This is a genomic window from Curtobacterium sp. 260 (genome assembly GCF_030803485.1).
GTDB lineage: Bacteria > Actinomycetota > Actinomycetes > Actinomycetales > Microbacteriaceae > Curtobacterium.
The window spans coordinates 179,140-197,328 of sequence record NZ_JAURUY010000002.1 but is presented as its reverse complement, the minus strand read 5'-3'; the positions used below and the strand labels follow the sequence as shown (position 1 = coordinate 197,328).

Genomic DNA, 18,189 nt, shown 5'->3' with positions numbered 1-18,189 from the left:
ACCGGTGTTACTTGGTGACCTCGATGTCGTAGTACAGCGGCACGGAGTCCCAACCGAACTTGACGTTCTTCACGTTGTCGGCCGACCAGACGCCGGTCACGTTGGAGTACCACAGCGGGATCTCCGGCAGGTCCTGGAACAGGAGCTCCTGGGCCTGGTCGAAGTACTTGTTGCCCTCTTCGACGGTCGAGGCGGAACGGCCCTTGGCGAGCAGTTCGTTGTACTCGGCCGAGTCGTAGCGCGCGTAGTTGCTGGACGAGCCCTCACCCATGGTCGGGCCGAGGAAGTTGTACAGCGACGGGTAGTCGGCCTGCCAACCGGTGCGGCTACCGCCCGTGAGCTTGTCCTGCGTCTGGGCGTCGAGCGCTTCCTGGAAGGTCGGGATCGCCTTGCCCTCGGCCTTGATGTCGAGCGTGTTCGAGATCGAGTTGGTGACCGCGGTCACCCATGCCTCGTGGCCGCCGTCGGCGTTGTAGGCGATGGTGAGCGTCTCGTCGTACGGCGACATCTCGTTGGCCTGCGCCCAGAGCTTCTTGGCCTCGGACGGGTTGTAGTCGAGGACGTCGGAGCCCTTGAGGTCACCGTTCCAGCCGGCGATGACCGGGGAGGTGAAGTCCTTGGCCGGGGTGCGGGTGCCGTCGAAGATCTTGTCGGTGATCTGCTTGCGGTTGACCGCCATCGACAGGGCCTCGCGACGGAGCTTGCCCTCCTCGCCCTTCCAGTGGTCGAGGTAGTAGGGCAGGTAGAAGCCCTGGAAGATCGCCGCGGCCTGGTTCGCGTTCGAGTCGGGGAAGTCCGACTTGTACGTCGCGAAGGCAGCGTCCGGGATGGCGTCGAGCACGTCGAGGTTGCCACCCTGCACGTCCGCGTAGGCGGTGTCCTGCGAGGTGTAGAACGTGATCGTCAGACCACCGTTCTTCGGCTTGCGCTTGCCGGCGTAGTCCTCGTTGGTGACGAGCTTGATCGACTGGTTGTGCGTCCACGCACCCTTGCCGTCGAGCTTGTACGGGCCGTTGCCGATCGGGTTCTCACCGAACGCCTTGGTGTCGTCGTAGAACGCCGAGGGGAGCGGCATGAAGGCCGAGTAGCCGAGCGACAGCGGGAAGTCCGACTGCGCCGACTTCAGCGTGACGGTGAACTCGTCGTCGCTCTTGACCTTGAGCCCGGTGAGCTCCGAGTCCTTGTCGGCGTCGTAGCCCTCGATGTTCTCGAAGAAGTAGCTCGCGCCCTGCGCGTTCGACTTCTGGGCAGCCCAGTTCCACGCCTTCGTGAACGACTCGGCCGTGACCTTCTCGCCGTTGGTGAAGGTGTAGCCCGTGTTCAGCGTGATGTCGTAGGTCTTGGAGTCATCGGTGTCGATGCTCTTCGCGACCTCGTTCACCGGCTTGCCGTCGGCGTCGTACGAGACGAGGCCCTCGAAGATCGACGTGATGATCTTGCCGCCACCGGTCTCGGTGGAGTTCGAGGGGATGAGCGGGTTCTGGGGCTCGGAGCCGTTCGTGGTGACGATCCCGGACGCGTTCGTCGAGCCCGAGTCACCGCCGTTGCCGCTTCCGTTGCTGGAGCAGCCGGTCAGGGCGATTGCTGTGGCCCCGAGCACGGCGAGGGCAGAGAGCCCAGCGCGCTTCTTGATCAAGGTTCCTCCTGGTGCATGGGACGCGCCAGGCACAGAGGTGCTGCCGGGCGCGTTTGTCCTTGCACTGTAGGCAGTGCCCCGACCGCCGACCAAACCCTGCGGCCATCGGTTACAAACCGGAAACCAAGTTGCAGGATCGTTGCGGGAGGATGCAAGATTCAGTCGCCCTGACGAGGCGCGAGCGGGTTTGTTGCTTCTGCAACGAAGTTGTTGCACGAGCGCACAGCGATGGGCTAGCCGAGCAGCCCTCGGACGGAGGTGGAGCGCTCCGACATCCCGCTGTCCGGAACCGTCGGCGCACACCCCCTGGCGCACGTGTGCCCTGCCCGGATCTCCGGACAGGGCACACGCTACGCGCTCAGGGGTGGGACCGCCGCCGTGTGACACGGGCGGCGGGCCTGATCAGGCGAACGCCTCGATCGGCGGGCACGCGCAGACCAGGTTCCGGTCGCCGTACGCCTGGTCGATCCGGCGGACCGGTGGCCAGTACTTCCGCGCACTGATCCCGGGGACGGGGTAGACGGCCTGCTCCCGCGTGTACGGGTGCGTCCACTCCCCCGAGATCGCGGACGCCGCGGTGTGCGGGGCGTGCACGAGCGGGTTGTCGTCCGCCGGCCACTCCCCCCGCTCGACGGCTGCCGCTTCGGCACGGATGGCCAGCATCGCGTCGACGAAGCGGTCGAGCTCGGCGAGGTCCTCGCTCTCGGTCGGTTCGACCATGAGCGTCCCGGCGACCGGGAACGACATCGTCGGGGCGTGGAAGCCGTAGTCCACCAGGCGCTTCGCGACGTCGTCGACCGTGATGCCGGACGACTCGCGCAGGGGGCGCAGGTCGAGGATGCACTCGTGGGCGACGAGCCCCGACTCCCCCGTGTAGAGCACGGGGAACGCGTCACGGAGCCGCGCGGCGATGTAGTTCGCACCGAGGACCGCGGCCTCGGTCGCCCGGGTGAGGCCCTCGAGTCCCATCATCCGGACGTAGGTCCAGGTGATCGGCAGGATGCTCGGGCTGCCGTAGGGCGCTGCGGAGACCGGCCCACCGGCGTGGGCGAGTCGCCCGTCCGAGGTCGATCCGGGTCGCCGGTCCGGGTCCTGGGCGAAGGCGTGCGCCGGCAGGAAGGGCGCGAGGTGCGCCTTCGCCGCGACCGGGCCGACGCCGGGGCCGCCGCCGCCGTGCGGGATGCAGAACGTCTTGTGCAGGTTGAGGTGCGAGACGTCGCCGCCGAAGTCGCCGAACCGGGCGTGCCCGAGCAGTGCGTTGAGGTTGGCACCGTCGACGTACACCTGGCCACCGGCCTCGTGCACGGCGTCGCAGACCTCGCGGACGTCGTGCTCGTAGACGCCGTGCGTCGAGGGGTAGGTGATCATCAGCGCGGCGAGGGTGTCGGCGTGCTGCGCGGTCTTGGCACGGAGGTCGGCGAGGTCGACGTTGCCGTCCTCGTCGCAGGCCACGACGACGACCTTCATGCCGGCGAGGACGGCGGACGCGGCGTTCGTGCCGTGGGCGCTCGACGGGATGAGGCACACCGTGCGGTCGACGTCACCGCGGGACCGGTGGTAGCCCCGGATCGCGAGCAGCCCCGCGAGCTCGCCCTGGCTGCCGGCGTTCGGCTGCAACGAGACCGTGTCGTACCCGGTGACCTCGGCCAGCCAGGTCTCCAGGTCGCCGATCATGTCGAGGTACCCCTCGACGTCCTCGCGCGGGGCGAACGGGTGCACGTTCGCGAACTCGGGCCAGGTGACCGCCGCCATCTCGGTCGCCGCGTTGAGCTTCATGGTGCAGCTGCCGAGCGGGATCATGCCGCGGTCGAGCGCGTAGTCCTTGTCGGCCAGGTGCTTGAGGTACCGCATCATGCGGGTCTCGCTGCGGTGCGCGCTGAACACGGGGTGCGTCAGGTAGTCGCTGCTGCGCAGCAGGTCGGACGGGAGGCCCGTGGCCGCGTCGCGCACGGCGCCCTCGGTCGACGGGACGGTCACGTCCACCGCCCCGAACACGTCGGCGAGCGCCGTCACGTCCTCGGGTGTGGTCGTCTCGTCCACCGACAGCTGGAGGGTGTCGGCGTCGATCAGGTGGAGCAGGCGGTCGGCGTCGCGCGCGGCGTCGACGATCGCTGCCGCGCGCCCGCGAGCCCGCAGGGTCAGGGTGTCGAACCAGTGCTCGTGCACGACCTCGAGCCCCGCCGCACGGGCGACGTCGGCGAGCGCCGAGGTCGTCCGGGCCACGCGGTCCGCGATGAAGCGCAGCCCCTCGGGGCCGTGGTAGACCGCGTACATCGAGGCCATCACGGCGAGCAGGACCTGCGCGGTGCAGATGTTGCTCGTGGCCTTCTCGCGACGGATGTGCTGCTCACGCGTCTGCAGGCTCAGCCGGTAGGCCATCTGTCCGTCGGCGTCGAAGGAGACGCCGACGAGCCGGCCGGGCAGCTGCCGCTCGAGTCCGGCACGGACCGCGAGGTACCCGGCGTGCGGGCCGCCGAAGCCGAGCGGGACGCCGAAGCGCTGGCTCGTGCCCACGGCGACGTCGGCACCCAGGTCGCCCGGGCTCGCCAGGAGCGTCATCGCGAGCAGGTCGGCCGCGACCACGGCGATGCCGCCACCGGCGTGCACGCGCTCGATGGTCGTCGAGGGGTCGACCACGCGCCCGGAGGCACCGGGGTACTGCACGATCACGCCGAAGGCGCCGTCCAGGTCGTCGTCGCTGGGCCCGGTCGCCGCGTCGAACTCGCGCAGGGCGATCCCGACCGCGTCGGCACGGTGGTCGAGCAGCGCGCGGGTCTGCGGCAGCAGGTCGGCGTCCACCAGGAACGCGTCGCCCTTGACCTTCGACGCACGACGGGCCAGGAGCATGCCCTCGACCACGGCCGTGCCCTCGTCGAGCATCGACGCGCCGGCGGTGGCCATGCCGGTCAGGTCGGACACCATCGTCTGGAAGTTGATGAGCGCCTCGAGCCGGCCCTGCGAGATCTCCGGCTGGTAGGGCGTGTACGCCGTGTACCAGCTCGGGTTCTCGAGCACGTTCCGCTGGATCACCGCGGGCGTGTGGGTGCCGTGGTAGCCGAGGCCGATCATGGCGCGACGGACGGTGTTCCGCCCGGCCTTCGCGCGGAGCTCGGCGAGCGCCTCGGTCTCACCGACGGCCGCGGGGACGACCGTGTCGGTCGTGGGCGCGGCATGGATCGACTCCGGGATCGCCGCGCGGACGAGGGCGTCGAGGGACGGCTGCCCGACCACGTCGAGCATGACCTGCTGGTCGGCGCTCGTCGTGCCGATGTGCCGGTCGGCGAAGGACGTCTGGAGGTTCTGCTGCGCGCCGGTCATGCGAGGGACGCCCGGTACGCGTCGTGGTCCATCAGGTCCTCGGGGAAGGAGGTGCCCTCGACCTTGAGCTTCACGAGCCAGCCGGCGCCGAACGGGTCCTGGTTGACGGTGTCGGGGGCGTCGACCACGGCGTCGTTGATCGCGACGACCTCGCCCTCGATCGGGGCGAAGAGCTCGCCGACGCTCTTGGTCGACTCGATCTCGCCCATCTGCTCGCCGGCGGTCGTGGTGGTGCCGACGGCGGGGAGCTCGACGTAGACGACGTCCCCGAGCTGCTCGGCGGCGTGGTCGGTGATGCCGACGGTCACGGTGTCGCCCTCGACGAGGATCCACTCGTGGTCGGCGGTGTACTGCAGTGCGGTCTGGTCGGTCACGGGATCAGCCTCTCGGAGTGCGGCGGTAGAAGGGGAAGGGGGTGACGGTGCTGGGGATCGCGGTCCCGCGCACGTCGATGTGCAGGAGCTGTCCCTCACCGGCCACGGTCGGATCGACGAAGGCCATGGCGACGGGGTGTCCCAACGTCGGCGAGAGCGCCCCGGACGTGACGGTGCCGACGACCTGCCCGTCGTGCACGACGTCGTACCCGGCGCGCGGCGCACGGCGTCCCTCGGTCACGAGGCCGACGAGCACGCGGGCGCCGGGGGCGGGCGCCACGCCGGCGTCCCCCACGAACGAGCCCGAGGTCGCGACGACCCGACCGAGACCGGCCTGGGCGGGTCGCACCTCGGTCGACAGTTCGTGCCCGTAGAGCGGCATCCCGGCCTCGAGCCGCAGGGTGTCCCGCGCGGCGAGCCCGGCGGGCACGACACCGCGGTCGGCGCCGGTCTCGAGCAGGGCGTCCCAGATCGACGACGCGACGTCGGTGTCGCTGTAGATCTCGAAGCCGTCCTCGCCGGTGTAGCCGGTCCGGGCGACGAGGACCTCGGCGCCGTCGAACAGCGCGTGCAGCACGCGGTAGTACCGGAGTTCGTCGAGCGGGGTCTCCGGCTGCAGGCGGTCCGCGACGACCAGGGCGTCGAGCGTCCCTGCGGCGGCCGGACCCTGGATCGCCACGAGGGCGGTGGTGTCCGAGTCGTCGGTGACCTCGACGTCGTGGCCGCCCGAGCGCGCGACGAGCGCGTCGACCGCGACGGAGCGGTTCGCGGCGTTCGCCACGACGAGGAAGACGTCCTCGCCGGTGCGGTAGACCACGAGGTCGTCGAGGATCCCGCCGTCCTCGGCGAGGAGCAGCGAGTACTTCGCGCGACCGACGGGCATCGCGCCGAAGGACCCGGCGAGCGCGTGGTCGAGGAACGGCACGGCGTCGGGGCCGACGACGCCGACCTCGGCCATGTGCGACAGGTCGAAGACGCCCGCGGCCTGACGCACGGCGTGGTGCTCGGCGAGGTCGGACGAGTACCGCACGGGCATCCGGTACCCGGCGAAGTCGGTGAAGGTGGCGCCCGCAGCCTCGTGCGCGGACTCGAGTGGGGAGGAACGCATGACGGAGTTCTCCTGGCATCGGCAGGACCCGACGGCCGTCGTCGGGTGGGAACTCCCCCTCTGTCATGGGCCTGAGAGTTTCACCGCGGCCCGTGAGGTCCGGCGGCTTTCACCGTGGGCGAGACACCGCGCGGGCCCGGCGGGGACGCGTGTCTGCTTTTCAGAGTGGCCTGTCCGCTGCGGTGTGGGACCTGAGAGATTGACGGGGAGGTTGCTCCTTCGGTGCCGTGCGCGTGCGCTCGGCTCTCCCGCGGCGGGTGTGCGGCCGGTGTTGAGTTGTGCAGGCCCGAGCATACCGACCCCGCGTTTCCGGCATGTGTCGTGGTCGACCCTTCGACGTCTCGTAGAATGCGGGGATGGCAGGACAGCGATCGCGCCCCCGTGGGCAGCTCGAGCAGGCGGTCCTCGAGACCCTGCGCGCTGCGGCCGACCGCGGCGTCGTGGACGGGTGCACGGCACGGCAGGTGCTGGACGCCTTCCCGGAGCCGCGTCCGGCGCTCACCACGGTGCTGACCGTGCTCGACCGCCTGGGACGCAAGGGCCAGGTCGAGCGGCAGGAGCACGCCGAGGCCCCGCTGACCTTCCGCGCCGTGCACAGCCGTGAGCAGCAGACGGCATCGCTGATGTCGAACGCGCTGGCCGCCGCGTCGGACCGCGAGGCCGCGCTGCTCCAGTTCACCGGATCGCTCGCCTCGGACGACCTCGACGTCCTGCGCCGCGCCCTCGACGCCCGAGCCCGCTCCTGACCGGAACCGAGCAGTGGTCGTCGTCGGAGTCGCCCTCATCGCCCTCGCCCTCGTCGTCGTGGTGGTCGCCCCGCGCGTCCTGACCCGGTCCGCCTGGACGATCGACCATCCACGCACGGCGCTGGTCTCGTGGTCCGTCGCGGTCCTGCTCGGCGTGGTCGGATTCGTCGTCGGGGTCGCCCTCGTCGTCGCGGCCGACCGGCCGCTCGACCCCTTCCGGCTCACCGAGTCCCCGACGCACGGCCTGAACCTCGGCGTCGCACTCCTCGGCGTGGCAGCGTTCGTCGTCGCGGTCCGGGTCCGTCCCGGCGCCGAGCACGAGGCAGTGCGGCAGGCCATGCGGTCGGGCACCGCTCCGCACCGACAGATCGACGGCACCACCGTCGCCCTGGTCGAGGCGGACCACGCGCTCGCCTGCGCGGTCCCCGGTCGGTCCGGCGGTGTGCTCGTGAGCACCGGGCTCGCCGACCTGCTGCGGACCGACGAACTGGAGGCCGTGGTCGCCCACGAGCGCGCCCACCTGACGCAGCGCCACGCGGTGGCCGTCGCGGTCGCCGAGTCGATCGAGCGTGCGGTCCCGTGGGTGCCCGGGGCGCGCGCCATGGCGCGCTCGACGCGCGTCCTCGTCGAGTTCGCCGCCGACGACGCGGCGGCCCGACGCGTCGGACGCGACGCCCTGCGCCGGGCGGTGCTCGTGGCGGACGGGACGAGCGCGCTCGGGGCGGTCCGTGCGTCCCGGCTGCGCTGAGCCCACCGGTCACGCCTGTCGGGGGCGAGGCATAGGGTGGCAGGCACCGTGAAGCCACTGACCGAAGCAGACATCCGTTCGTCGTTCGTGAACGCCACCCCGGACGAGCTCGAGCAGCTCCCCATCCCGGGGCTGCACGAGATGCTGTGGGACGAGCGCGAGTTCCTCGGCTGGCGCGACCCGCAGGCCGCCCGACGCGGCTACATCGTGTCGTGGATCGACGACCGCCCGGTCGGCATCGTCGTCCGCTCCGCCGGCGGTTCGCTCCGCCCGGGCATCGCCGCGATGTGCTCGTTCTGCCACTCCCCGCAGCCGGCGACGCAGGTCCGCCTGTTCTCCGCCGCCCGCGCCGGTGAGTCCGGCCGGAACGGCAACACCATCGGGTCCTACATCTGCGAGGACCTCGGCTGCTCGATGCTCATCCGGACGGCCCCGCCGCACCTCAACCCGCCCGCGACGATCGCGATGCGCGGCGAGGCCCTGCTCGGGCGCGTGCGGAACTTCACCGAGGACGTGGCGAAGACCGCGTGAGCCGGTTCGCCACCGCGCGGTGGGCCGTCGTCGAGGAACAGGGCGACGGGCGCTGGCGCCTCAGCATCCGCGACGAGGCGGACGACGAGCTCGGCGCCCTCGGCCTCGGGGTCGAGGGGCCGTGGGACCCGGACGTCGAGCCGCACGTGGCGTTCGTCCTGGTGCAGCTCGGACTGACGCTCCGCGGTGCGCGGCCGTGGCACGAGGACGAACTCGGCGACCAGCGCGCACCGGTGCTGCCGCTCGGGTGAGCGACCGCTCCAGCGGCCGCGGCGGGCGGCGGGCGGCGGGCGGGGATCGAACCACGTACCCGACGTCGAACCAGCCACGCCGCCTGGTTCGACGTCGGGGACCTGGTTCGACGCTGCATTGCACCCCCGGCCCGGCGGCGGGGCACAGCTCAGGGCTCGGTGGCCGCGATGAAGTTGCGGAGGATCTCGCGGTCGTCGTCGACGCGGACGGCCCAGACCAGCTCGCTGCGGTGCGGGTCGTCCTGCAGCGGGAGCAGGACGACGGTGTCGGGTGCCGCGAGGGTTGCGCTCTCCGGGGCGATCGTCACACCGAGCCCCGCTCCGACCAGGTGGAGCACGGTCGCCCACGTCGTGGCCTCCTGCACGACCTCGGGTCGCCGTCCGTCGACGACCACGGGCGCGAGGTTGCGTTCGGTCGCGACCGCACCGGCGATCGCCGGGAAGAACACGAACGGGTCGTCGACCAGTTCGGTGCCGCGGATCGACGTCCGCTCCGCGAGCCGGTGCCCGTGCGGGACCGCCGCGACGAAGGGCTCGGAGCGGAACGGCAGGAACCGCACGGCGGGGTCCGGGTCGGGGTCGCGCAGCACCGCCAGGTCGAGCTCGCCGCGGACGATGCGGGCGAGCAGCGTCGACGAGTAGCCCTCGGTGAGTTCGACGCGGACGAGCGGGTACCGCTGCCGGAAGGCCTGCACGCGCTCGATCGGACCGAGGGGCAACGCCGAGACGACGAACCCGACGTCCAGCCGTCCGGCCTCACCGCGTCCGACCCGCACGACCTCGTCCAGGTCGCGCGCTGCCTGGTCGAGCAGCGAGCGCGCACGGCCCTGCAGCACCCGACCGGCGGCGGTGAGCGCGACGCTGCGCGAGGTGCGGACGAACAGGTCCACCCCGAGGTCACGCTCGGTCCGTCGGATCTGCTGCGAGAGCGCGGGCTGGGCGATGCGCAGCCGCTCGGCGGCCCGCCCGAAGTGCAACTCGTCGGCGACGGCGAGGAACGCCCGGAGCTGCCGCAGGTCGACATCCATGCACGCAGCCTATCGATGTGCGGGAACGAGTATTGGACGCGATCAGATCCCTCGTCGAGGATGGGTCCGTGCCCGAGACGCCCACGCTGACCATCGCCGAGTTCGAGACCGCCGCCGACGCCACGGCGTTCCGCACCCTCAACGAGGCGTGGATCGAGCAGTACTTCACGCTCGAGGACGAGGACCGCGCGATCCTCGGCGATCCGATCGGCCGCATCATCGAGCCCGGCGGTGCGGTGTTCGTCGCGCGGCTCGACCACGAGGTCATCGGCTGCATCGGGATCATGCCCGTGGGCGAGCGCGTGTTCGAGCTCGTCAAGATGGCGGTCTCGCCGGTGCACCAGGGGCACGGCACCGGGCGGAAGCTCATCGCCGCAGCACTCGACCGCGCCCGGTCCCTCGGCGCGCAGCGGGTCGCGCTCGAGAGCAACAGTGCCCTGGCGAGCGCCGTGCACCTGTACGAGGCGTTCGGCTTCCGGCACCTCGGACACGACGAGATCGCGCCGAGCCCGTACGCCCGGGCGGACGTCCACATGGTGCTCGACCTGGTCTGACCCCGACCCGGTAGCGTCGCGCTCGTGCACATCCGACCGCGCCGCGACGATGACCTGGAGCACCTGGTCCAGGTGCTCCGGCGCACGCACGACGAGGACGGCTACCCGGCGCACTGGCCCGACGATCCGGTCACGTGGCTGACCCCGCCCGGGCACCGCTCGGCGTGGACCGCGTGGTCGTCGGGCAGCGTGGTCGGTCACGTCGGACTGGCCGCTCCGGCCGCGGCCGCGGCACCGCTGGTCACCCGACTCGTCGTCCACCCGGACCACCGTGGGCAGGGCGTCGCCGACGCCCTGCTGGCGGCTGCCGAGGCCTCCGCGGCGTCACCGGTCCTGCGGCTCGACGTGACCGAGGAGACCCCCGGTGCGTGGCGGCTCTACGAGCGCCGCGGCTGGCGGTTGACCCACCGGTCTCCCGCGGACTGGGCGAAGCCGGACGGGACCGTCCCGACCATGCGGTGGTACGAGAAGCGCCTGCCGTGAGCCGGTACGCTCGCCCCATGGCGACGTACGAGGTGCAGGCCGTCCGTGAGCGCGGCGTGTGGCAGGTGTTCATCGAGGGGACCCCGATCACCGAGGTGCTCCGCTGGTCCTCCGTCGGTCCGGTCGCACGGGAGTTCCTCGCGATGGACCGCGACGACGACCTGCGCATCCGCGTCGTCGGCCGCAACCAGTACGTCGACGAGCTGTCCGACTGACGCCGTCGCGGCGCTCCTCCGCGCGCGTCCTCCCGCGGTGAGGCTCGGGCTGAACGACGTCCCTCGCGCGCCCGGGCCCGGGACGGGTCGCTGGGCGCGAGACTCGTCCGAGCGCGACCGACCGCTCAGGCGACGTGCCAGACCAGCCCCTCCTGCGCGCTCGACGGGTAGGCCGCCGCGATGCGGTGCACGGCCTCGCGCAGGGTCTCCGGTGAGCACGCCAGGTTGAGCCGCGCGAACCCCCGCCCCTGGGCGCCGAAGCCGAGCCCGGAGTTCAGCGCCACGTACGCGTGCTCACGGAGCGGCACCGCCGGGTCGTCGCCGAGGCCGATCCCCCGGAAGTCGAGCCATGCCAGGTAGCCGGCCCGCGGCCGCGTGTAGACGACCCCGGGCAGGTGCTCCGCGAGCAGGGACCCGAGCAGCCGCTCGTTCGCGACGATGCGGGCGACGACGTCGTCGAGCCAGTCCGTCGCCAGGGTGAACGCGGCGAGGTTCGCGTGCAGCCCGAGGATGCTCGTGCGGCAGGCGACCTCCTCCCACAACGTGTCGAGGAGCGCCGCGGCCCGGTCGTCCCCCGCGACCATGACGGAGCACTTCACGCCCGCGAGGTTCCAGCCCTTGCTCGCGCTCGTCACGCAGACGCTGCGGGCGCCGTGCTGCTCGGCGACCATCGCGAACGGGGTGAAGTGGACCCCCGGGTGCGTGAGCGGCGCGTGGATCTCGTCGCTGACGACGAGCACGTCGTACCGCGCCGCCAGCTCGGCGAGCGCCTCGAGGTCGGCCCGGTCGTGCACGAGCCCCATCGGGTTGTGCGGGTTGCAGAGCAGGAACACCCGGACACCGTCGGCGAAGGCGCGCTCGAGCCCGGCGAGGTCGAGCCGGTAGACGCCCCACTGCTCGGTCAGCGGGACCTCCTCGACCTGACATCGTGCTTCCTCGACGAGCTCGAAGAACGGCGGGTACACCGGCGGGGTGATCGCGACGCGTCCGCCCTCAGGGAGCGCGAGCCGCAGGGACTCGACGATCCCGACGCTGACGTCCGTCGCCAGGTGCACACGCTCCGGGTCGACCGCCCAGCCCCACCGGTCGCGCGCGAACTGCGCGAACGCCGGCGCGAGCGGCCCGGGGCCGTCCAGGTACCCGAGGTCGGACTGCTGCACCCGCTCGACCAGTGCCTGCCGGATCGCCGGCGCCACGTCGTGGTCCATCTCGGCGACGAACAGCGGCAGCACGTCGGGCGCGTAGCGCGTCCACTTGATGCTCGTGCGGACCCCGCGGAGCGTGCCGACCGGGTCCTGTTCGTCGTCAGCCATGCGTCCCAGCATGCATCGACCGGAAGGCCCGGTGCGAGTCCGGCCGTCATCCCGCGTCGTCCAGCGGTCACCTCCCGTGCGTGCCGAGGCCCGCCCACGTAGGTTCGGCACCATGAGCACGAGCACCGCCGACAAGGCGACCACCCTCAAGCAGCTGCACGAAGCCCCCGAGATCCTGCGCGTCGTGAACGTGTGGGACGCGATCAGCGCGAAGGTCGTGAGCGACCTGCCGGAGACGAAGGCGATCGCGACCGCCGGGCACTCCATCGCCGCGAGCCACGGCTACGACGACGGCGGGATGCCGCTCGACGTGGCCCTCGCGGGCGCCGCGACCGTCGCCGCCGCGACCGACCTGCCCGTCACGGCAGACCTCGACGACGGGTACGCGGACCCGGCCGAGACGATCCGTCGCGCGATCGCCGCCGGGATCGTCGGCGCGAACGTCGAGGACCGACTCCGTCCCTTCGACGAGGCCGTCGCCCGCGTCGCCGCGATCACCGCCGCAGCCGAGGCCGAGGGCGTCGCCTTCCAGCTCAACGCCCGCACCGACGCGATCGCCCGGGGTGGCGACCGCCCGATCGACGAGAGCATCGAGGACGCCATCGCCCGCGGGAAGGCGTTCCTCGACAACGGCGCCGCACTCGTCTTCGTGCCGGGTGCGATCCAGCGCGACGTGGTCGAACGACTCGTCGACGGGCTCGGTCGCGGCAAGCTCTCGGTGATCGGACTGCCGGGCGCCCTGCCGGCTGCCGAGTACGAGGCCCTCGGCGTCGCCCGCATCTCCTACGGTCCGCTGACGCAGCGCGTCGCGCTGCGGGCGCTCCGCGACCTGGCGACCGACCTGTACGGCGACGGCGTCGTGCCGGAGGACACCCCCGCTCTGAACTGACGGCCCACCGGACGGACGGCGCGGTGCACGCTCGCACCGCGCCTCCCGTCCGTCTTGCTGGACGTTCCGGACGAAGCGACGTATAGTGTCTCATTGGTGCACTGCAGCGAACCCATCTGACTCGCGCACACCAGCACGTCTCGTACCGACCCGCCGGGTCGCATTCCACCGAGACCACCGCTCGATCCGAACGGACGAGCAGCACGTCGAGACACGACGTGCGCACCCGCAGCCGATGCGTCGTGCCGGACCACGGAGTCCGCCGACCAGAGCACGGCCGGGTGCCGAACGACCAGGAAGTACCGCACCACCATGACCAGCAACGACCGCATCACCATCTCCGGGACCGCACTCGCGGCCCCCACCGTCTCCCCCGACCGCATCGCCGAGTTCCCGGTCCGCGACGACCGCTCGCAGCGCGAGTACCTCGTCCGCATCGCGGCCGACGACCTGCGCCTGTTCGTCACGCGTGACGCACGCGTGGACATCGACGGCGAGGCCGGCTGGACCGTACCCGGCCGCTCCTGGCGGGGCGAGTCGAGCCGGACCATCCTGCTCGCGCGCCGCGTCGGCAAGGGCGAGCTCGCCCTGGCCGCCTAGGTCGGACCCGCCGGAACCGCTCACACGGTTCCCGGTCCACACACGACGAACGCCGCCGGCTCAGCGCCGGCGGCGTTCGTCGTCTGTGCCTTCGGGGTGTCAGGCCGGCCCGTACGACGACGGCCCCTCGGCTCCACGGAAGCGCGTGCCACCGTCCGCGTTCACCGGGAGCGCCGGACCCGCACGCCGTGCCGCGTCGCGCAGGCGACGGATGAACGCCGGGTCCTCGGGCTCGAGCTCGTCGTCCGGGGCGACCGTCACGCAGAGCTCGCTCGCCGGGCCGACGAGCAGGATCGACGTCGACACCGAACCGTCGTCACCGACGCTCGGCACCGTGATCGTGTCGGTGCGCGAGTTCGCTCCGAGGACGGCCGCGTAGTCGGCGACCGCGTCCGCGATCAGGTCCCCGGTGAGGATCTGGCTCGCGTCGTAGTTGATGTACTTCACGTCTCCTCCTCATCTCTCCCTCGACGGTAGGTACCGCGTGTGCGAGGAGGTTCGGAGTGTGCGTTCCGTGGCCAGTCCACTCCTCGGGGCGTGCGGCGGTCAGACCTCAGGCGGGTCCGTCCGGAGGCGCTTGGCCTCCGGCTCGTCGGAGTGCGACGACGCGGCGTCCGTGAACCGTCCGCCGCCCACCACCGCGATGCGGCGCCCGAGCTCGTTGACCAGGTCCTCATCCTCGGGCTCCAGCTCGTCGTCCGGCGCCGCCTCGACCATGATCTGCGAGGCCGGCCCGAGCAGGACCTCCGCCGTGGTGCCGTAGCCCTCGGCGTCCGCGGTCGGGATCTCGACGATGTCCGTCGTCCCGTTCTCGCCGAGCGCAGCGGCGTAGGCGAGCACCGCCTCGGCGATCGCGTCGCCGGTCATCACTCGGTTCTCTCCGTAGACCACGTACTTCATGCGTCCAGTGAACGCTGCGACCTCGGTGGGCACTCAGCTCGGACGGGCCCCGGGGGACGCGCTGCTCCTCCGCCACGCCGGGACTGCGCGGCTGCGGAGATCGGCTCTTCCCAGTTCTGGGGACTGGTCAGGGCAGCACGCACCCGGTGGACTGGACCCATGCGATCGTTCCACCCCCTCGACACGTCAGCGCTGCTCCGGGTCGAGATCGTCGACGCGATGATCCGTGTGCTCCGCGCGAACGCCCTGCACGAGGTCTCGTACGAGCACGTGGCCACCGAGGCGTCGCAGCCGCTCGACGTCGTCACCGAGGTGTTCCCGACCTGGGACGGACTCCTGCTCGCCACCATCGACCAGTGGAACGACCAGCGGACCACCGCGCTGCTGCCGATCGCCGAGCGCAGCGGCACGATCGTGTTCCTCCGCGCCATCGTCCGCGCGAACGTCGCCGACCCGTCGCTCATGCGCTTCCTGACCTCGACGCTCAACATCGCCGCGACGCCGCACCACCCGCTCGCACCGATGCTCCACCTGCGCTGGCGTCGCTTCCACGGGTTCGTGCTGGCGGCCCTGCAGCGGGACGTCGAGCTCGGCCGGGAGCCGCGCACCATGGAGCCGGCTCGTGGTGCCGAGCAGCTCCTCGCGACGTACGAGGGGCTGCAACTGCAGTCGATGGTGCGGCCGGAGATGGACCTGCTCGAGTCGTTCGACCGCGCGGTCACCCGACTCCGCGAGGGCTGGTCGCGCGAGTACGTGCCGCCGGTGTGGGACCTCGAGACGGCCTGACGGGGCGACCGGTCGTCGTCGGACGCCCCGCTTCCGTCAGTTGTTGAAGCGGAACTCCACCACGTCGCCGTCCTGCATGACGTAGTCCTTGCCCTCGATGCGGGCCTTGCCGTGCGCACGGGCCTCCGCGATCGAGCCGGCCGCCATCAGGTCCCCGAACGAGATGACCTCGGCCTTGATGAAGCCCTTCTCGAAGTCGGTGTGGATCACGCCGGCAGCCTGGGGAGCCTTCCACCCCTTGCCGATCGTCCACGCACGCGCTTCCTTCGGCCCGGCGGTCAGGTAGGTCTGCAGCCCGAGGGTGTCGAACCCGATACGGGCGAGCTGGTCGAGACCGGACTCGGTCTGCCCGGTCGACTCGAGCAGCTCGGCGGCGTCCTCGGGGTCGAGCTCGATGAGCTCCGACTCGACCTGGGCGTCGAGGAACACGGCCTGCGCCGGTGCCACGAGCGCGGCCAGCTCGGCCTTGCGGGACTCGTCGGTCAGGATCGCCTCGTCGACGTTGAACACGAAGATGAACGGCTTCGCCGACAGGAGGCCGAGCTCGGCGATCGGCGCGAGGTCGATCGAGGTCGCGGAGAGCAGCGTGCCCTGCTCGAGCGCCGCCTTCGCCTCGTTCGCGGTCTCGAGCACGATCGGCTCGGCCTGCTTGAGCTTCACGGTCTTCTCGTACCGGGGCAGCGCCTTCTCGATGGTCTCGAGGTCCGCGAGGATGAGCTCGGTGTTGATGACCTCGAGGTCGTCCTTCGGCGAGACCTTGTTCGCCACGTGCACGACGTCGTCGTCGGTGAAGCCGCGGACGACCTGCGCGATGGCGTCGGCCTCGCGGATGTTCGCGAGGAACTTGTTGCCGAGGCCCTCGCCCTCGCTCGCACCCTTCACGATGCCGGCGATGTCGACGAACGACACGGGCGCGGGCACGGTCTTCTCGGAGCTGAAGAGCGTCGCGAGCTGGTCGAGCCGCGGATCGGGCAGGTTCACCACGCCGACGTTCGGTTCGATCGTCGCGAACGGGTAGTTCGCGGCGAGGACCTGGTTCTTGGTCAGGGCGTTGAACAGGGTCGACTTGCCGACGTTCGGGAGACCGACGATTCCGATGGTGAGAGCCACGGGAGCACAGCCTACCGGCGGCGGCCCGCCGGAGCCGACCCGGTCCTCCAGGCCGGTGCCGTCAGGACGGCCAGATGCCGGACAGGAAGCTCACGAACGTGAGCAGCAGGCCGTGCGCGATCCCGAGCACGATGCCGGCGACCAGCACCGCGGTCACGAGCAGGGTGGTCCCGAGACCGATCCCACGCCGCACCGTGTGCGGCCGCGCGTCCACGCGGTGTGCACCCGCCAACAGCTCGTCCAGGTCCCTCGGCTCCCCCATGCGCCGACTGTACGTCGCGGCGGGTCAGGACACCAGCGCTCTGATGCGCTCGTCGACCAGGGCGAGCACCTCGGCCTGGAGGCGCTGGGAACCGCGCCAGTCACCGCGCACCTCGAGCGCGTGGTCCGCACCGTCGACCGTGTGCAGTCCGGCGCGCGTCGTCCCGACCGCGGAGGGCAGCCACATCGGGTCGGCGGAGCCGCCGACGGCGAGCGAACCGGTACCCGCCGCGGCGAGCGCGGCGACGACGGCCGGGTCGGTGAGGACCGGCGTGAGCCAGAGCCCGTCGACGCCGTGGCGGACCGCCCAGGGCAGGGCGGAGCAGCCGAACGACTTCGCGACGACGAGGTCCGGGCGGCGGCCGTCGAGTGCGCCTGCCACCTGGCGCTCGACGAAGGCCACCGGGTCGACCTTCGCTACGGCGTCGACCGTCCACGCCGGCGCGACGACCTCGACGCCGTGCTGCGCGGCGATCGCGCGCGTCCACCAGAGCAGGGGCGCCTGCTGCCCGTACCCGGCACCGGGCAGGACGAGGACGAGCGGGGTCGTGGTGGCGGTGGCGGTCACGCCTCGGACGCTACCGCGCCGGGCCGCAACGCCGAGGCCGCGTGCGGGTGATGTCGGAACCCCGTGCGACCATCGAGGGCGTGCCGTTGAACTTCACCGCGATCGACTTCGAGACCGCGAACAGCTCTCCCGCGAGCGCCTGCTCCGTCGGACTCGTCAAGGTCCGCGGCGGCCGCGTGGTCGAGCGGGCCTCCTGGTTCATCCAGCCACCGCTGGGCCACGACGCGTTCCTCGAGTGGAACACCCGCATCCACGGCATCGTCGCGACGGACGTGGTCGGGGCGAAGGGGTGGGCCGAGCAGTACCGGGACATCGTGGCGTTCGCCGAGGGGGACGTCCTGGTCGCGCACAACGCCCGGTTCGACATGGGTGTGATCGCCGGCGGCTGCTCGGCGACCGGCACGGAACTGGCGGAGCACCACTCGCTGTGCTCGCTCCAGGTGGCGCGCAAGACCTACACGCTCGACTCCTACCGACTCCCGATGGCGGCCCGCGCGGCCGGGTACGAGGGCTTCCAGCACCACGACGCCGCTGCCGACGCCGAGGCCTGCGCCGCGATCGTCGTGCACGCCGCGGGGCAGCACGGGTGCGACACGGTCGAGGCGCTCGGTGCGGCCACCCGGGTGCACATCGCGCCGGTGCGACCGCGGACGGAGCAGCCCCGCGCGGCAGCCCAGCCGCGGCTGTCGAACCGTCCGATGATCTTCGCCGACTGACGATCCCGGGGAGCCGGGCCGCGCAGAGTCCGGTGCTATTGTCACGACATAGCC

General features: G+C 71.7%; 22 protein-coding genes and 1 riboswitch. Of the genes, 11 read left to right on the top strand and 11 right to left on the bottom strand.

The window, feature by feature from the left end; genetic code table 11:
• Nucleotides 1-7: 7 nt before the first annotated feature.
• The 4 genes from J2X59_RS03345 to gcvT all read right to left on the bottom strand — a co-directional run bounded on the left by J2X59_RS03345 (nt 8) and on the right by gcvT (nt 6,436).
• Nucleotides 8-1,636, bottom strand: a complete 1,629-nt coding sequence (locus J2X59_RS03345) for a peptide ABC transporter substrate-binding protein (RefSeq protein WP_066652772.1) — start codon at nt 1,634-1,636, stop codon at nt 8-10.
• A 402-nt stretch (nt 1,637-2,038) separates the two neighbouring features.
• Nucleotides 2,039-4,954, bottom strand: a complete 2,916-nt coding sequence (gcvP, locus tag J2X59_RS03340; protein WP_326495697.1) for an aminomethyl-transferring glycine dehydrogenase — start codon at nt 4,952-4,954, stop codon at nt 2,039-2,041.
• Nucleotides 4,951-5,328: a glycine cleavage system protein GcvH gene (gcvH, locus tag J2X59_RS03335; RefSeq protein WP_066652768.1), complete on the bottom strand. Its 378-nt coding sequence runs from the start codon at nt 5,326-5,328 to the stop codon at nt 4,951-4,953. Before gcvH ends, gcvP begins: the two co-directional genes overlap by 4 nt.
• A 4-nt stretch (nt 5,329-5,332) precedes the next feature.
• Entirely contained in the window at nt 5,333-6,436 is a 1,104-nt protein-coding gene (gene gcvT / locus J2X59_RS03330) for a glycine cleavage system aminomethyltransferase GcvT (RefSeq protein WP_251159886.1), read from the bottom strand.
• 170 nt (nt 6,437-6,606) lie between these two features.
• Nucleotides 6,607-6,697: riboswitch (glycine riboswitch) on the bottom strand.
• Between the two features lie 95 nt (nt 6,698-6,792).
• Here gcvT and J2X59_RS03325 point away from each other — a divergent pair.
• Genes J2X59_RS03325 through J2X59_RS03310 form a run of 4 tightly spaced genes read left to right on the top strand, consistent with a single transcriptional unit; the run spans nt 6,793 to nt 8,712 of the window.
• Nucleotides 6,793-7,182 (top strand): BlaI/MecI/CopY family transcriptional regulator, encoded by a 390-nt coding sequence (locus tag J2X59_RS03325; RefSeq protein WP_066652757.1) that lies wholly within the window; start codon nt 6,793-6,795, stop codon nt 7,180-7,182.
• 13 nt (nt 7,183-7,195) lie between these two features.
• The gene (locus J2X59_RS03320; protein ID WP_209683672.1) at nt 7,196-7,930 is read left to right on the top strand and encodes a M56 family metallopeptidase; all 735 of its coding nucleotides are present in this window, start codon (nt 7,196-7,198) and stop codon (nt 7,928-7,930) included.
• 48 nt (nt 7,931-7,978) lie between these two features.
• Nucleotides 7,979-8,461, top strand: a complete 483-nt coding sequence (locus tag J2X59_RS03315) for an FBP domain-containing protein (RefSeq protein ID WP_081985224.1) — start codon at nt 7,979-7,981, stop codon at nt 8,459-8,461.
• Nucleotides 8,458-8,712, top strand: coding sequence for a hypothetical protein (locus J2X59_RS03310; RefSeq protein ID WP_209683676.1), 255 nt, complete (start codon nt 8,458-8,460; stop codon nt 8,710-8,712). The genes J2X59_RS03315 and J2X59_RS03310 overlap by 4 nt, the downstream gene beginning before the upstream one ends.
• A gap of 149 nt (nt 8,713-8,861) precedes the next feature.
• Here the strand turns inward: J2X59_RS03310 and J2X59_RS03305 are convergent, their stop codons facing one another.
• Nucleotides 8,862-9,740: a LysR substrate-binding domain-containing protein gene (locus J2X59_RS03305; protein ID WP_326495696.1), complete on the bottom strand. Its 879-nt coding sequence runs from the start codon at nt 9,738-9,740 to the stop codon at nt 8,862-8,864.
• A gap of 68 nt (nt 9,741-9,808) precedes the next feature.
• On the opposite strand from J2X59_RS03305, the gene J2X59_RS03300 reads away from it, so the two are divergent.
• From J2X59_RS03300 to J2X59_RS03290, 3 genes are read left to right on the top strand one after another with little or no spacing between them, the layout of a single operon-like run.
• Nucleotides 9,809-10,294: a GNAT family N-acetyltransferase gene (locus tag J2X59_RS03300; RefSeq protein ID WP_209683681.1), complete on the top strand. Its 486-nt coding sequence runs from the start codon at nt 9,809-9,811 to the stop codon at nt 10,292-10,294.
• A gap of 24 nt (nt 10,295-10,318) precedes the next feature.
• Nucleotides 10,319-10,777 carry a GNAT family N-acetyltransferase gene (locus J2X59_RS03295; RefSeq protein ID WP_326495695.1) on the top strand — a complete coding sequence of 153 codons (459 nt, stop codon included), beginning with the start codon at nt 10,319-10,321 and terminating at the stop codon, nt 10,775-10,777.
• Between the two features lie 17 nt (nt 10,778-10,794).
• Nucleotides 10,795-10,992, top strand: a complete 198-nt coding sequence (locus J2X59_RS03290; protein WP_209683687.1) for a hypothetical protein — start codon at nt 10,795-10,797, stop codon at nt 10,990-10,992.
• A gap of 125 nt (nt 10,993-11,117) precedes the next feature.
• On the opposite strand, the gene J2X59_RS03285 is transcribed toward J2X59_RS03290, so the two are convergent.
• On the bottom strand, nt 11,118-12,305 hold the full coding sequence (locus J2X59_RS03285) for a MalY/PatB family protein (RefSeq protein ID WP_326495694.1): 1,188 nt from the start codon (nt 12,303-12,305) through the stop codon (nt 11,118-11,120).
• Nucleotides 12,306-12,417: 112 nt separating this feature from the next.
• On the opposite strand from J2X59_RS03285, the gene J2X59_RS03280 reads away from it, so the two are divergent.
• The gene (locus J2X59_RS03280) at nt 12,418-13,194 is read left to right on the top strand and encodes an isocitrate lyase/PEP mutase family protein (protein WP_066652738.1); all 777 of its coding nucleotides are present in this window, start codon (nt 12,418-12,420) and stop codon (nt 13,192-13,194) included.
• 312 nt (nt 13,195-13,506) lie between these two features.
• Nucleotides 13,507-13,794, top strand: a complete 288-nt coding sequence (locus J2X59_RS03275) for a hypothetical protein (RefSeq protein ID WP_066652736.1) — start codon at nt 13,507-13,509, stop codon at nt 13,792-13,794.
• Nucleotides 13,795-13,893: 99 nt separating this feature from the next.
• Here J2X59_RS03275 and J2X59_RS03270 read toward each other — a convergent pair whose 3' ends face one another.
• The gene (locus J2X59_RS03270) at nt 13,894-14,241 is read right to left on the bottom strand and encodes a hypothetical protein (RefSeq protein WP_066652733.1); all 348 of its coding nucleotides are present in this window, start codon (nt 14,239-14,241) and stop codon (nt 13,894-13,896) included.
• 99 nt (nt 14,242-14,340) lie between these two features.
• Nucleotides 14,341-14,694 carry a hypothetical protein gene (locus J2X59_RS03265; RefSeq protein ID WP_066652730.1) on the bottom strand — a complete coding sequence of 118 codons (354 nt, stop codon included), beginning with the start codon at nt 14,692-14,694 and terminating at the stop codon, nt 14,341-14,343.
• A 159-nt stretch (nt 14,695-14,853) separates the two neighbouring features.
• Here J2X59_RS03265 and J2X59_RS03260 point away from each other — a divergent pair, with 159 nt between their 5' ends.
• Complete coding sequence (locus J2X59_RS03260) at nt 14,854-15,480, top strand: TetR family transcriptional regulator C-terminal domain-containing protein (RefSeq protein ID WP_066652727.1); 627 nt, start codon at nt 14,854-14,856, stop codon at nt 15,478-15,480.
• A gap of 36 nt (nt 15,481-15,516) precedes the next feature.
• On the opposite strand, the gene ychF is transcribed toward J2X59_RS03260, so the two are convergent.
• From ychF to J2X59_RS03245, 3 genes are all read right to left on the bottom strand, one after another.
• Nucleotides 15,517-16,590, bottom strand: a complete 1,074-nt coding sequence (ychF, locus tag J2X59_RS03255; RefSeq protein ID WP_326495693.1) for a redox-regulated ATPase YchF — start codon at nt 16,588-16,590, stop codon at nt 15,517-15,519.
• A gap of 61 nt (nt 16,591-16,651) precedes the next feature.
• Nucleotides 16,652-16,852: a hypothetical protein gene (locus J2X59_RS03250; protein WP_066652723.1), complete on the bottom strand. Its 201-nt coding sequence runs from the start codon at nt 16,850-16,852 to the stop codon at nt 16,652-16,654.
• A 24-nt stretch (nt 16,853-16,876) separates the two neighbouring features.
• Entirely contained in the window at nt 16,877-17,419 is a 543-nt protein-coding gene (locus J2X59_RS03245; RefSeq protein ID WP_326495692.1) for a hypothetical protein, read from the bottom strand.
• Between the two features lie 50 nt (nt 17,420-17,469).
• Here J2X59_RS03245 and J2X59_RS03240 point away from each other — a divergent pair, with 50 nt between their 5' ends.
• The gene (locus tag J2X59_RS03240) at nt 17,470-18,135 is read left to right on the top strand and encodes an exonuclease domain-containing protein (RefSeq protein ID WP_245171741.1); all 666 of its coding nucleotides are present in this window, start codon (nt 17,470-17,472) and stop codon (nt 18,133-18,135) included.
• Nucleotides 18,136-18,189: the final 54 nt, after the last annotated feature.